Raw genomic sequence first — 13,923 nt, forward strand, 5'->3', positions numbered from 1 at the left:
CTCGATCGGGTGGGATCGGGACATACCCCTGTCCAATTCACGTACGCGTGCCCGATTCTGAGTACGCGCGTTGCCGTACACGCATGACGGGGAAAGTACGGAAAAGTACGTGAAAGTACGGGGAGGCGATCGCCATGCGGTCGGATGCGGTACAAGCCGAGCTCTCGCTCGAACTGCTGGTGCACGGCGTCGGGGGCACGACCCCGCAGACCATGCTCAACGACCCACGGATCACGCGGGTCTGCGGCGACGACACCGCCGGGATATACCGCCGCGCCGACGACGCCGACGCCGAAGGCCGCCCCGGCGACTACGCGGGCGCCCCGGTGCCCGACGCCTATTCATGGTGCAATCTGACCTCGGGGGACGGCAGTCGCGCCCTGTGGCTGCTGCTGCTCCCGTTCATGGTCGCCAATCTCGCCCACTGGATGCGTCCACCGGTCGGCCGCGGCCGGCTGGACCGGGCCTACGACGTGCTGGTGCGGCTGCTCGCGCTCTCGCTCACCGTGCTGCTGGTGGCCGCGGCGTGCGAGGTCGCGATGGATCTGGTGGCCTGGCAGTGCGCGGGCAACGCGGCGTGCGTGGGCGGGAAGAACTGGCTGACGTTCCTCGCCGGCGGAGAGCCGGGGCGTCGCGTCGCCGCGGGCGCCGCGCTGCCGGTCGGTCTCACTCTCCTGCTCTGGTGGCTCTCCCGGCACACCTGGTACGCGTACGAGTCCCAGCGCCCGCTGCCGGTCCCGCCGACGGCCCAGGCCCCACCGGCGACCGGGGACGCCACCCCGCTGTCGCGGCGCGGCTTCTGGTACGGGCGGCGGCTGGTGGCGCGGCTGCGGGCCGCGCACACCGCGGCCGGGCTGCTCACGGTGGCGGTCGCGCTCGTCGTGCCCGCACTGCAGCACGACACGGCGCCGCGGGGCGGCGCGGTTCTCGCGGTCCTGGGATGGCTGCTCACTGGGGGTCTGGCGGGGCTGACCGTGGCTGTGGTAGCGGTGACCTGCGGGATGGGCCGCAGCGAGCACGCGCCGGACGAGGCGCTGGACCCCCGGCTGGCCCGGGCGATGATGGGCGGCACGGCCGCCGCGCTCCTGACCGCCGCCCTGTACGCGTGCTGGCACCGTCCGGGCTGGGTCTCCGTCGGCAGGCTCCCCGTCGGGGACGCCTTCGCCTGGATCGCGTTGCTCCAGGTGTTACTGCTGGCCGTCCTCGGCGCGGTCGCCCACCGGATGTACCGGGTCGGAGGCGGGCCGGGGGAACTGAGCGGACTGGCGGGCCCCGTTGTGGCACTGCTGGCCTGCGCCCTCGGCGGTGTGCTCAGCGGAGGCGTCGCCCAGCGCGTGGCGGACTGGCTGGACCGGGGCGGGATGCCGGGCGCCGCGGGCAGCACGGTGGCCGGACCACCGGTGCTGCTCTCCTGGCAGGCGGCGGTCATTCCGGTGCTGCTGCTCGTACTGACCGTGGTCGTCGTGCTGCGGCTGCGGCGGCTGTGGCGCCGTGCGCGGGAGTTGATGCCCTCGGTCGAGGCGGACTATCCGGGTGAGGAGCACGAGCCGGCCCGCACCCGGCAGATCGCCATGGCCCGCGCACGGGCCGAACTCACCGACCAGGCATCGGTGTTCATCGGTGTCACCGGAGTGGTGTCCTTCCTGCTCGGCGCGGGCGCGCTCGCCGGGGCATGGCTGAGCGACGCGGTGCCGGGCGAGGCCAGCGACGGAGCGCCCGCGGTGGTGCGCACGGCCGCGCAGACCGCCCAGGCCCTGGGTTCCTGGCTGGTGGGTGCGGGCGTGGTGGCACTGATCGCACTGGGCCGCAGGGCCTATCGCGACGCGGGGGCCCGGCGGACGATCGGGATCCTGTGGGACGTCGGCACTTTCTGGCCGCGCGCGGCACACCCCTTCTCCCCGCCGTGCTACGCCGAACGCGCCGTCCCCGACCTCACCTGGCGCATGACGACCTGGACCGCGGCGCATCGCGGCCCGATCATCCTCTCCGGGCACTCGCAGGGCAGCGTGCTGGCCGCGGCCGCGGTGTGGCAGCTCGATCCGGCGACCAGGGGCCGCATAGCCCTGCTGACCTACGGCTCGCCGCTGTCCCGGCTGTACGGGCGCTGGTTCCCCGCGTACTTCGGGCCCGGGGCGCTGACCGCCCTCCACCGGGACCTCCAGGCATGGCGGAACCTGTGGCGCAGTACCGACCCGATCGGGGGCCCGGTCCATCTGGACGAATCCGGGCCGCCGGTCGACCGCGGGCCGTTGCCGGACCCGGCGGCGTACGGGCGGACCGAGCAACATCCGCTGCCGGCACCGCTGCTGACGCACTTCGACTACCAGGCCGACCCCGCCTTCGCGGCGGAGCGCGGCGCACTGCTCGCGTGGGTCTCGGAGCACCGGAAGGAGGTCGTGCCCGCACAGGCTCAGGGCAGCGGCGGCAAATCCTCCGGGTAGAGAAGCTGCAGTTCCTCATGGCTCGGCTCGCTCACCTGGGCGAGGCGGCCCGCGTGGCGCTCCACCATGGCCTCGAAGGTCTGCCGCGCGGTACGTCCGTTGCCGAACGCCGGGCCCTTGGGGATGGCGGTGAAGTACTTGTAGAGCGCCTCGGCCGCATCGTCGGCGAGCTGGTACTCGTGCTCCTCGGCCTGCGCCTGCACAATGCGGAGGAGCTCGACCGGGGTGTAGTCGTCAAAGGTGATGGTGCGGGAGAAGCGGGAGGCGACACCCGGGTTGGCGGACAGGAAGTGCTCCATCTCGGCCGTATAGCCGGCCACGATCACCACCACCGCTTCCCGGTGGTCCTCCATCAGCTTGACCAGGGTGTCGATCGCCTCGCGCCCGAAGTCGCGCCCGGAGTCCTCGGGGGCCAGCGCGTAGGCCTCGTCGATGAACAGCACACCGCCGCGCGCCCGGTCGAAGGCCTCCTGCGTGCGGATCGCGGTGGAGCCGATGTGCTCGCCGACCAGGTCGACGCGGGCGACCTCGACCAGGTGGCCGCGTTCCAGGACGCCGAGCGCGGCCAGGATCTCCCCGTAGAGACGGGCGACGGTGGTCTTGCCGGTGCCGGGGGAGCCGGTGAAGACCAGGTGCCGGCGCGGCGAGGGCGCCTTGAGCCCGGCCTTCTGACGTCGACGGCCCACGGCGATCAGGTCGATGAGCGAGCGCACCTCGCGCTTGACGCTGTCCAGGCCGACCAGGGCGTCGAGTTCGCCCAGCACCTCCTCGGAGGGCCGGCTGTCGGGAGCCGGCGCCGCGGGCGCCGAGGACGCGGGCGTGGTGAAGGTGGGCTTCACCGGCACACCGCCGAGCAGCCCGAAGGACTGTGTCGCGGGCTGCCGTTCGGGCGCGGGCGAGGCGGAGGAGGGGGTTTCGCCGGTGGTCCCGATCTCGCCGCTCTGGTCGCCCGTGCAGTCCTCGGTGACCGGGCCCGGCTCGGCGAACTCGTAACCGCCGCGTGCGCAACGTTCGGTGCGGCAGCGGGTGAGGGTGGAGCGGCACCCGTCGATGATGTGGAAGCCGTAGCCGCGGCTGCCCGTGACCCGGCACCCGGTGAAGGTGCCGCGGCCGCCCGCGGAGACGTAGAAGCCGGCTTCCGCGGGGTTGGTGACGACGCAGCGGTCGATGGAGGGGTCGGCGCCCTTGGTCACGATGACGCCCGTGGCGGTGTCGTCCACGGTGCAGCCGGAGAGGGTCCCGCCGCTGCCGTGGTCGCGGAACCAGGCGCCGGTGGAGGCCTCGCGGATCCGGCAGTCGTCGAGCTGCACGGTGGCGCCGTCGCTGACCGAGACGGCGGTGTTGCGCACCTGGGTGATGTCGCTGTCGACGACGTCGGCGCGCGAACCCCGGTCCAGGACGAACAGGGCGTCGGGCACGTCGTGGACGCGGCAGGACTCGAGGACGGCCGCGGCGCCGTCGCTCACCCAGACCGCGGGGTAGTCGCCCTGACTGTCGTGGATCTCGCACTGGTTGGCGTCGGCGCGGGTGCCGGGGTCCCAGACGGACAGGCCGTTGCGGCCGAATCGGCGCACCGCGGTGCGGGTGAGGGTGAGCACCGAGCGCGAGCGCAGATCGATCGCGTTCTCGGGGATGTCGTGGATGTCGCAGTCGGAGAGGGTCAGCACGGCGTCGGTGTCCAGCGTGATGCCGTCGCCCGTGGTGCGGTGCACCTGGCAGTCGGTCAGGTGCCCGGCCGCGCGGGACGCGACCTGCACGCCCGTGCCCTTGACCTCGTAGATCTCGCAGCCGATCGCCTCCGCGGTGGTCCCCTCCCCGGTGAGGGCCAGCCCGGCGCCGGAGGTGTTGCGGATCCTGCAGCGCTCCAGCCGGGGGGACGCCCCACCGCGTACGGAGACGCCGCTCTGGCCGGCCGCGACGACCTCGCAGTCCTCGAAGAGCCCGCCCGAGGCATCCAGGACGCTGATGCCGAGCCCGGCGGGATTGTCCACCGTGCAGCGGCGCACCGTGGGGCGGGCGCCGCCGCGCACCTCTATGCCCACCGCGGAACGGGTGCTGACGCGCAGTCCGGACAGTTCGGGAGCGGCGGAGCCCTCGATCAGCAGGGCGGCCGCGGAGATGTCCTGGCCCTCGACCGACAGGTCCTGAACGGTCGCCGACGCGCACACGGTGAGCGCGACACCCGAGGGCGGGGCGATGCGCACCGATCCGGCGCCCTCGGCTCCGCGCAGCGTTATGGCCTTCTCCACGACGAGGTTTTCCCGGTAGGTGCCGGGGTTGATCGACAGCACGTCGCCGTCGGCGGCCGCTTCCAGGGCGGCGGCCAGGCTTTCGTACTCTCCCGTGCGGCGGCGCCACCGTGAGCTGCTGGTATGCGTCACCTGAACCACGCCTTGTGCCATGGAGATGCTGTGCCCCGTCCTCTTGCGCTGCGCCGACCTGGGGGCCTCCACGGTAGCGTGCGCCGGGTGCCCGTCAGCACCGAGATGGAGATGGATCACCTGGCGGATGCGTCAGCCGCCGGCGCCGGCCCGGCCCCAGCTCTGTCCGGCGGCGGCCCACTCCCGCTCCCACTCCGCGAGGCGCCGTCGCATCAGGTGCCACATGAGTGACTGGCGTGCCATGAGCCCCAGCACGCACGCGGCGAGGAAGGTGCCGATCCCGGCGAGCGTCGCATGGGTGTCCGCGGTCCCGGGGTCCAGAGGGGCGGGAGCCGGTGCCCGCCCGGCCCGGTCGGTCCAAAGGCTGATGCGGTCGCCCTTGCCCCGGTCGGCCGAGATCAGCACGTTCGCGGTGTGGGACCGGCCGTCGTCGGCGGTCCAGCGGACGACGGCGAGGCGGCGCTCCTCGCGCACCTGGCCGGTCTCCGGGTCGCTGTCGGACACCTCGCGGGGACCGGCCCTGAGGACCACGGCGGGACGCTGGGTCCGCTGCGCGTGCTCGGCGCGGACGGTCTCCCGCAACGTGCTGCCGACGGAGGCGCCCGCGGCCCAGCCCGCGGCGGGCGCGCCCAAGGCGATCACGCAGGCGGTAGTGAGCCCCGCCCAGGCCTCGAAGACATCCGACCGGCGGCGCAGCGGATTGCGCCGCCACCGCCATGCCAGCACGCTCCTGGCCATCGCACCGCACTCCTTCACCGTCCAAGTACCGCACATGGCACGGGACTTGCACGGCACCGGATGGGTCGGAGAGAGCCATATCACCCTCAGTCCGTCCGCAGCCGGTCCGCACGCATCCCCGGACAGCGCCGCAACCACGTGACGCGCATCACCCCATGATGAACAACGCGTCGCCGACCCGCAGTGTTCCGGTCCCGAGGGGCACGACATTCTGTCCGAACACCAGGCCCGCGCCGATCCTGCGGTGCCGGGCGAGCGACCGCAGGGGCTCCTTGCCGCGCTCCGCGGTCCGCTGGTCGGTCGTGGTGACCACACAGCGCCCGCACGGTTTCGCGACGCGGAATTCGACTTCCCCGATACGGATACGCCGCCATGTGTCCTCGGCCCATGCCTCCGTACCCGTAAGGACGGCGTTGGGGCGGAACCGGTTCATCGGGACCGGCCCCTCCTCCGCGTGATCGCCTTCGGCGATCAGCGCATTGAGGGCGTCCAGCGACGCCTGCGTGGTCAGCAGCAGCGGAAACCCGTCCGCGAAACTCACCGTCTCCCCGGGGCGGCCGAAGTTTGGGTCGACCGGTCGTCTGCGGGCCGGGTCGTCGAGGTGGACAAAGGCGACCTCCCTGCCCAGGTAGGCGCCGAACCAGGCGCCGGCCTCGACCCCCGCGGTCACGGCCTCCACCTTGTCGCGCCAGATCGTCACCGGAGCGGTCACCCCCGGGGTGGGCACGTCCACGACCAGCGGGTCCTGCCCCGGGGCATGCAGCAGCAACCCGCCGTGCGGCAGCGACTCCGCGCGTGCCAGAGCCAGCCGGGGCTGCTCCCGCTGCGTGACGAACTTCCCCGCAGCGTCCACGAGCATCCACCGGCGGTCCCCGGCGAGCCCCCACGGCTCCACCGTCGCCCGGGACAGCGGCACGCCCCCGGCCGACTTGACCGGGTAGACGTGCAGCGCGCTCAGGCGTGGTGGCGGCGTCGGCGTCGTCATGCCGCCATCGTGCCAGTCGGTGCGGTCACCCGTCGGCGGGCAACCGGCCGTCCGTCGTTCATGCTCAGCCCGGGTAGTAGCCCTGACCGAGGTTGCGCCGCTGCTGGTAGGGCTGCTGCTCGTCGTAGCCGCCCGGCGCCATCTGGCGCGGCGGCACGGGGCGGGGCGCCACCGGACGGGCCTGCTCGTAGCCGGCCGGGCCCTGGTACTGCTGGGGGGCCGACTGCTGCTGCGGGTAGCCGCCGTTGAACGCCGCGGGCCGGGGAGCGGTGGCCTGCTGCGGGATGTAGGGGGCCGGCGTCTGCTGCAGCGGGGGCTGCTGGTAACCGCCGGGTGCCGCCTGGTAGCCCGAGTACGTGCTCTGCGGCGGAGCGCTCGGGGCCTGGTTGTACGAGGAGGGGCCGGCGGGCAGCGCGGGGAGCGCTGCGGGCAGGGCCGGGAGATTGCTGCCGACGTCGTACGCGGACGGGACGCGGATCGGCGCGATCTGAGGGGTGCCCCGCTCCGCGACAAGACTGTCGTAGATGGGCGTGTCGGGAAAGAACGGCGACGTGTAGTAGCCACCGCCGTAAGAACCGCGGGGGGAGGTCATAGCCCATAAGTTAAGCCCACGATGTGCTGGTTGGGGAGACCGATTAGCGGGTCATTTCATGTGCAGTGAGTGACGTGTGAAGCCGATTGTGAGCGAATGGGAGAAAAACGGGCCGCGGTCGCCGTTTCGATCGCGTAAAAGCCCTGGGCCTGGGGTGTTACCGGCCGTCCGGGCGGCTGCACGAGCGGCCCCTTCGCGGCCTTTCCGGAAGCGTTTCCGTTCCTTGCCCTGCGTGACGGAACGGCCACTCATTCGGTCCAACAGCTCACCCGCACGAGGGAGCTGTCAAGGCTTCGGGGTGACTCCGGCGAACTTCCCCGGGCCCCGCGTCCGGTGTGCCACAGTGGGCCATGCGCGTCGCCATGTTCTTCGGGCAGGCACGGCCCGTCAGGCCGGAGGAGTGGCACAAGGCCGCGGCCACCGTCGCCGAGGTCGTGGACGTGGTCGCGGTGCGGGAGCTGACGCTCCCCACCGTGCCCGGGCTCCCCTACGCCGGCCGCGATCCGGAGCTGCCCCACCACTACCAAGTGGTCCTTCCCCTGGGGGGACTGGCCGCGCGTCGTGTCACCGTCGGGCGGATCGGGGGTGTCCTGCGGCACGAGACGGCCGAGTGCGGCCGGGTCGACGTCCTGCACGGCCATGTCCCCGGAGCCGACGACCTGTTGCCGTGGGTCGCGCGCGCCGCACGGCTGCCCTACGTCCTCACCGAGGACGACGCCCGCTGGTTCGGCAACCCCTCGCGCATGCGCCGCGGGCGGGCCCGCGCCTACCGCGAGGCCGCCTCGGTGCTCGCGGTCAGCGACGCGCTCCTCCTGCGCCTCGGGGAGCAGCGGATGCCGGGGCGGCACCGCGTCGTGCCGCACCCCGTCGGCCCCGACACCCTGCCCCGCGTCCCGGCCCGCGCCCGGATCAGCCAGGACCCGGTGCGAATAGCCGCCGCGGGGAGCTTCGGGCCGCACGAGGGGTGGGAGACGCTCGTGCACGCCTTCGCCGCCGCCCGGTTGAAGGACCCGAGGCTGCGGCTGGACATCATCGCGGAGGGGCACGCCGAGGTCCCCAGCGAGCTGCGCGGCCTCCTGCGCCGGTGCGGGGCGGCGTCCGCCGTCACCGTGCGCCGGGCGCGCGGGCGCGCCGAGGCGCTGCACGCGGTCGCCCACGCCGATCTCTACGCGGTCGCCGGCGAGGTCGAGAGTTTCTGCCTGCGGGCCCTGGACGCCCTGGGCTGCGGCACGATGGTGGTGGGCACGCGGACGGGTGCCCTGCCCGAACTCGTCGGCCACGACGGGGGGTTCCTCGTGGCCCCCGGGGACCCCGCGGCCTTCGCGCACGCCCTGGTGGAGGCTGCCGCGGCGCTGCCCCGGCACCAGCCCGCCGCCCTCGCCGAGCGCACCCTGCGCAAGTTCGGTACCGCCGCCGTCGGCGCCCGCCTTGCCGTCGCCTACGCCGAGGCGTCGGGCCGCGCATAGGTGCGGCCCTTCCAGGCCGCGCCACGGCCGCGGTGGTGCTGCACGGCGGAGTCGACCGTCATCAGCAGATAGAGCACCGCCGTGAAGGGCAGCACCGGGGCGAGCCACAGCGGCTGCCGGTAGTAGCGCAGCATCGGCAGATAGGTCCCGCACATCACCGCCCATGCCGCCGCCCCGGCGGCGCACAGCCACCACGCCCCGGCGAGCGCCCCGCCGAGGGCGGCGACCGGGGGCAGGACGTAGATCAGCAGCAACCCCAGCACCGTGCCCGTGAGCAGGGCCGTGCTGTGCCGCAGTTGGGCGTACGCGCTCCGCGAGACCATCCGCCACAGCTCGGACAGCCCCGGGTAGGGGCGGACGCTGTCCACCTCGTCGGCCAGCCCGAGCCAGATCCGGCCGCCAGTGCCCTTCACCGCCCTGGCCAGCGCCACGTCGTCGATCACCGCGTGCCGGATCGAGGCGGGGACGCCGGCCCGCTCGACGGCGCTCCGGCGGATCAGCACGCAGCCGCCCGCGGCCGCCGCGGTCCTCGCACGCTCGCGATTGACCCAGCGGAATGGATACAACTGGGCGAAGAAGTAGACGAAGGCGGGCACGATCAGCCGCTCCCACGGCGTGGCCACCCGCAGCCGCGCCATCTGCGACACCATGTCGAGCCCGTTGACCCGTGCCGCGGCGGTCAAGTGACTCAGGGAGTCCGGGGCATGGGCGATGTCGGCGTCCGTGAGCAGCAGGAACTCCGGCACCACGGCCGACTGCCCGGCCACCTCGATGCCGTGCCGGACCGCCCACAGCTTGCCCGTCCACCCGGCGGGCGGAGGCCCGGGCGAGACCACCCGCAGCGGCAGTCCGCCCGTCTCCTCCGCCAGCCGTTTCGCCAGCTCACCGGTGCCGTCCGTGCTGCCGTCGTCCACGAGCACCACCTCGGCCCGGCCCGGATACCGCTGCCCCAGCACGCTCGGCAGGCTGAGCGGCAGCACCCCGGCCTCGTCCCGTGCGGGTACGACGACGGCCACGTCGGGCCACTCGTCGCCCCCGCCGGCGTCCGCCGGGGGGAGCGGAGGAAGCGGAGGAAGCCGTACGTCGGTTCGCCAGAACATCCCCTGCGCCAGCAGCAGCCACAGCCATGCCAGCAGCGACACCACGGTCGCCCACGTCAGCCACGTCACCCCCGCAGTCTGCCGTCACGGCCCCCACCCGCGCGGCATTTCCCCGGGGGGCACCGCCGCCCACCCGGGAGCACCCCGCCCCCCCGCCCCCCGCCCCCGCCGGGCCGCTGGTCCGACCATCGCATCACGTAAAGTGGTGCTCCGTGAAGATCGCGCTGATGGACTCCGGAATCGGGCTGCTCGCCGCGGCCGCCGCGCTCCGCCGGATGCGGCCCGACGCCGACCTCGTGCTCTCGAGCGACCCCGACGGCATGCCCTGGGGCCCGCGCACCCCTGAGGACGTCACCGAGCACGCGCTGGCCTGCGCACGCGCGGCCGCGGCGCACGGCCCCGACGCGCTGATCGTCGCCTGCAACACCGCGACGGTGCACGCGCTGCCCGCGCTGCGCGCCGAACTGGAACCCTCCATCCCGGTCATCGGCACCGTGCCCGCGATCAAGCCGGCCGCCGCCGGTGCCCGCACCGTCGCGATCTGGGCGACCCCGGCGACCACCGGCAGCCGCTACCAGCGCGACCTGATCAGGGACTTCGGCAACGGCGCCTCCGTCACCGAGGTGCCCTGCCCCGGTCTCGCGGACGCCGTGGACAGGGCCGACGAGGCCGCCATCGCCGCCGCCATCGCCGCCGCTGCGGCGCTCACGCCCTCCGACGCCGAGGCCGTCGTACTGGGCTGCACCCACTACGAACTCGTCGCCGACCGCATCCGGGCGGCGCTGGGCACCGCGGCCCCGCTGTTCGGTTCGGCCGACGCCGTCGCCGCGCAGACGCTGCGGCGGATCGGAGCCGCTCCGGCCCCCGCCTACGCACCGACCGGCGGGCTCGCGGTCATCCTCAGCGGCCGGCCGGGCGCGGTCACGCCGCAGGCCCTGGCCTACGCGGAGGGACGGTACCTCTCCGACACCGCCTCCGCCGCGTCCGGCGCTGCGCCCGTCCTCTGACGGCCCGGCGCCCCCGCTCCCGTTCGCACGGCTGCCATCCGCCCCGCGGATGAGTACCCTGCTCACATGACGGACGCGCAGTGTGACGACGCGCGTACGCCCCAGGTGTGGACGGGCCACGCCAGCAACCGATTCCAGTGGCTGCTGGCGGGCGTGGGTGCTGCCTGCATGGCGCTGGGCATCGAACTCGCCGTGGACTCCGCCTACACCTCCGGCGTCGCGCCGCTGATCATGTCGGTGGTGGGCTGCATCGCGGCGGGGCTCCTGGTGCTGTTCGGCACCGTCGCGTTCACGCATGTGCGCGTGAAGGTGGACCGGGACGGGCTCCAGGTGCGCTGCGGCCACATCGGCGTGCCGCGCCGCAGCATCCCGTGGAACGAGATCAACGACGCCCACCTCGCACCCCTGGTGAGCCCGCGCCACTGGGGCGGCTGGGGCTACCGCTGGCGCCCCGAGCAGGGCACGGCGGTGGTCGTCCGGCGCGGCCCCGGTGTGGTGATCGACCTGGGCAACGGGCGGCACTTCACGGTCACCGTGGATGACGCCGAGGGCGCCGTCCGGGCCATCCGCACCCGGCTGGGCCCGCGGCCGTAGGCGGGCGGCCGCCCGCCCACGGGTTCACCCGGGTGGCCCAGCGGGCCCCTGTGCGCGTCAGGAGCGCCGCTTCCCGGTCCGCGCGCGGTGGGCGGCGATCAGGTCGCGGTACCAGGCGTAACTGGACTTCGGGATCCGCTCGGCCCCGTTGTCGTAGTCGACGTGGACGATGCCGAAGCGCTGCCCGTACCCGCGGGCCCACTCGAAGTTGTCCAGCAGCGACCATACGTAGTACCCGCGCACGTCCACGCCCGCGTCGATCGCGTCGGCCAGCGCGTGGAGGTGGTCCGCCAGGTACGCCACCCGGTCCGGGTCGTCGACGCGGCCGTCGGCGGAACGGACGTCGGCCTCGGCCGAGCCGTTCTCCGTGATCAGGGCCGGGGGCAGCGACGGGTAGCGGTCGCGCAGTTCCAGCAGGAGCGCCGTGAACGCCCGCGGTACGACGGGCCAGCCCATGGTGGTGTGCCGCGTCCCGTACGGATCGGTCTCGCGCACACCGATGTCGACGGCAGTGCGCCGCGCCGGGTCGGTCTCGCGGTGCGGAGCGTCCTCGACGGTGAGCGGGCGGTAGAAGTTGAGGCCCACGAAGTCCAGTGGGGCCCCGATGACCTCGAGGTCGCCCTCGCGGCGGTACGAGCCGTCGGCGAGCGCGCCCCACGTCTCGGCCTCGCCTGCCGGGTAGCGGCCCGCGAACAGCGGTTCCGTCCAGGTGTCGTTGTGCAGCGTCACCGCCCGGCGCAGCGCGCCCTGGTCGGCCGCCGAGTCGCTCGCGGCCTCGATCCGGTCGAGGTTGAGGGTGATGCCGATCTCGCGCGCTCCCGCGGCGCGCAGGGCCGGCACCGCGAGGCCGTGGCCGAGCAGCAGGTGGTGGGCGGCGGCCAGCGCGCCCGTGCCCTCGCGGGCGCCGGGGGCGTGCCGGCCCTCGGCGTAGCCGACGAACGCCGAGCAGTAGGGCTCGTTCAGGGTGATCCACCGCCCGACGCGGTCCCCGAGCCGCTCCGCGACGACCGCCGCGTACGAGGCGAAGTGCTCGGCGGTCGCGCGGCTGCGCCAGCCGCCCTCGTCCTCCAGGGCCTGGGGCAGGTCCCAGTGGTAGAGGGTGATGGCGGGGGAAATGCCCGCGGCGAGCAGGTCGTCGGTCAGACGGTCGTAGAAGTCCAGGCCCTTGTCGTTGATCCGCCCGCGGCCCTCGGGCAGCACGCGCGACCAGGCGACGGAGAAGCGGTAGGAGTCGACGCCGAGGCCCTCGAGGAGCGCGACGTCCTCGGCGTGGCGGTGGTAGTGGTCGCACGCGACGTCACCGGTGGCGCCGTCCGCCGTACGGCCCGGGGTGTGGCTGAAGGTGTCCCAGATGGACTGCCCGCGGCCGTCCTCGTCGTGGGCGCCCTCGATCTGGTAGGCCGCGGTCGCGGCGCCGAAGAGGAATCCGGGCGGGAAGGACGGGAGTTCGGTGGGCACGGGAAGGGTCTCCCTCGGCTCGGTGCTGCGGGTGCGGGTGCGGATGCGGGTGCGGATGCGGATGCGCGTGGGGCGTGACGGTACGACCGGGTCGGTTCAGCGCACGGCGGGGCGCGGACGCGGGCGGGGCGGTGCGACGCGTTCGCGCGCCAGCAGGACGGGCGCGATCAGCCGGCCGCCGGAAGCGAGGCCGACCGGCACGCCGTGGGCGTGGGCGTCGATCGTCTCCACGGCCAAGCGCACGACTTCGGCGGACATCTCCTCCACCGGCAGCTCGACGCGCGGCAGTTCGTGGCCGCCGACATCGTCCGGGAGGTTGCCGACCGCCATGACCGACAGGTCCTCCGGGACCCGCAGCCCCTCGGCGGTGACGGCGCCCAGGATGTGCGGCAGCGCGGCGACGTGCTGCACGACCAGCGCGGTCGGCGGCCGTTCGCCGCAGAGCAGGGCACGGAGCACCTGCGGCAGCCGCGGGATGTCGCCGGTCGACTCGCGGACGGCGACGTCCGCACCCGTCTCCGCGGCGGCCCGGCGGGCGCCGGCGACCCCGCGGACCGCGTAGCCCCGCCGGGCCCGCAGTTCGTGGTCGGTGGTCGCGAGGAAGGCCACGTCGCGGTGCCCGGCCGCGACGACCGTACGGACCGCCAGCGCGGTGGCGGCCTCCCAGTCCAGATCGGTCCACGGCTGCGTGTCGTCGGCCGACCGGCCCAGCAGGGCGGTGGGGAAGGCGAGTTCGCGAAGGGCCTCGATGCGGGGGTCCTCCATCTCGACCGCCATGAGGATGGCCGCGTCCGCCTGCCGGCCGCCCGCGATCCGGCGCAGCCCCGGGACGCCCTCCCGCGCGGTCGTGAGCAGGACGTCGTACCCGTGCGCGCGGGCCGCGTCGCTGATGCCGATGGCGAAGCGCCCGTCCACCGCCCGGTAGCCCCCGGCGACCCGCGGCAGCGCGAGGGCCAGCACCTGAGTCCGTGTGCTCCGCAGCGTCCGCGCGCTCGCCCGCGGGTGGTAGCCCAGCTCGTCGATCGCCTGCCGCACGGCGCGGCGCGTGTCCTCCGAGATCTTGCGGGACCCGCTCAGGACGTACGACACGGTGCTCGGCGCGACTCCCGCGCGAGCCGCGACATCCTTGATCGTGGCCATGCGGCTCCTCTCGGCGGCGGG

At 74.0% G+C, this 13,923-nt stretch carries 11 protein-coding genes; 4 read left to right on the forward strand and 7 right to left on the reverse strand.

Features of this window, described 5'->3' with window-relative positions:
- Window positions 1-134 precede the first annotated feature (134 nt).
- Complete coding sequence (locus tag ACIP98_RS21535; protein WP_401977451.1) at window positions 135-2,441, forward strand: hypothetical protein; 2,307 nt, start codon at window positions 135-137, stop codon at window positions 2,439-2,441.
- On the opposite strand, the gene ACIP98_RS21540 is transcribed toward ACIP98_RS21535, so the two are convergent.
- From ACIP98_RS21540 to ACIP98_RS21555, 4 genes are all read right to left on the reverse strand, one after another.
- Complete coding sequence (locus ACIP98_RS21540) at window positions 2,411-4,843, reverse strand: right-handed parallel beta-helix repeat-containing protein (protein WP_319664182.1); 2,433 nt, start codon at window positions 4,841-4,843, stop codon at window positions 2,411-2,413. The genes ACIP98_RS21535 and ACIP98_RS21540 overlap by 31 nt on opposite strands.
- 111 nt (window positions 4,844-4,954) lie before the next feature.
- A complete protein-coding gene (locus ACIP98_RS21545) occupies window positions 4,955-5,560 on the reverse strand; it encodes a hypothetical protein (protein ID WP_401977453.1) in 606 nt (201 codons plus the stop codon).
- Window positions 5,561-5,708: 148 nt separating this feature from the next.
- Window positions 5,709-6,545 (reverse strand): MOSC domain-containing protein, encoded by an 837-nt coding sequence (locus tag ACIP98_RS21550; protein ID WP_401977455.1) that lies wholly within the window; start codon window positions 6,543-6,545, stop codon window positions 5,709-5,711.
- 64 nt (window positions 6,546-6,609) lie between these two features.
- Entirely contained in the window at window positions 6,610-7,137 is a 528-nt protein-coding gene (locus ACIP98_RS21555; protein ID WP_319664185.1) for a DUF6643 family protein, read from the reverse strand.
- A 350-nt stretch (window positions 7,138-7,487) separates the two neighbouring features.
- Here ACIP98_RS21555 and ACIP98_RS21560 point away from each other — a divergent pair, with 350 nt between their 5' ends.
- Entirely contained in the window at window positions 7,488-8,603 is a 1,116-nt protein-coding gene (locus tag ACIP98_RS21560; protein ID WP_401977457.1) for a glycosyltransferase, read from the forward strand.
- Here the strand turns inward: ACIP98_RS21560 and ACIP98_RS21565 are convergent.
- Window positions 8,576-9,772, reverse strand: a complete 1,197-nt coding sequence (locus ACIP98_RS21565) for a glycosyltransferase (protein WP_401977459.1) — start codon at window positions 9,770-9,772, stop codon at window positions 8,576-8,578. The two genes, ACIP98_RS21560 and ACIP98_RS21565, sit on opposite strands and share 28 nt — an antisense overlap.
- 143 nt (window positions 9,773-9,915) lie before the next feature.
- On the opposite strand from ACIP98_RS21565, the gene ACIP98_RS21570 reads away from it, so the two are divergent.
- Window positions 9,916-10,710 carry a glutamate racemase gene (locus ACIP98_RS21570; RefSeq protein ID WP_401977461.1) on the forward strand — a complete coding sequence of 265 codons (795 nt, stop codon included), beginning with the start codon at window positions 9,916-9,918 and terminating at the stop codon, window positions 10,708-10,710.
- Window positions 10,711-10,776: 66 nt separating this feature from the next.
- Window positions 10,777-11,304 carry a hypothetical protein gene (locus ACIP98_RS21575; RefSeq protein ID WP_319664190.1) on the forward strand — a complete coding sequence of 176 codons (528 nt, stop codon included), beginning with the start codon at window positions 10,777-10,779 and terminating at the stop codon, window positions 11,302-11,304.
- 57 nt (window positions 11,305-11,361) lie between these two features.
- Here the strand turns inward: ACIP98_RS21575 and ACIP98_RS21580 are convergent, their stop codons facing one another.
- Window positions 11,362-12,762, reverse strand: coding sequence for a GH1 family beta-glucosidase (locus ACIP98_RS21580; protein WP_401977463.1), 1,401 nt, complete (start codon window positions 12,760-12,762; stop codon window positions 11,362-11,364).
- A 96-nt stretch (window positions 12,763-12,858) separates the two neighbouring features.
- Window positions 12,859-13,902 (reverse strand): LacI family DNA-binding transcriptional regulator, encoded by a 1,044-nt coding sequence (locus ACIP98_RS21585; protein WP_401977465.1) that lies wholly within the window; start codon window positions 13,900-13,902, stop codon window positions 12,859-12,861.
- Between the last annotated feature and the right edge of the window lie 21 nt (window positions 13,903-13,923).

The organism is Streptomyces sp. NPDC088354 (assembly GCF_044753585.1).
Taxonomy (GTDB): domain Bacteria; phylum Actinomycetota; class Actinomycetes; order Streptomycetales; family Streptomycetaceae; genus Actinacidiphila.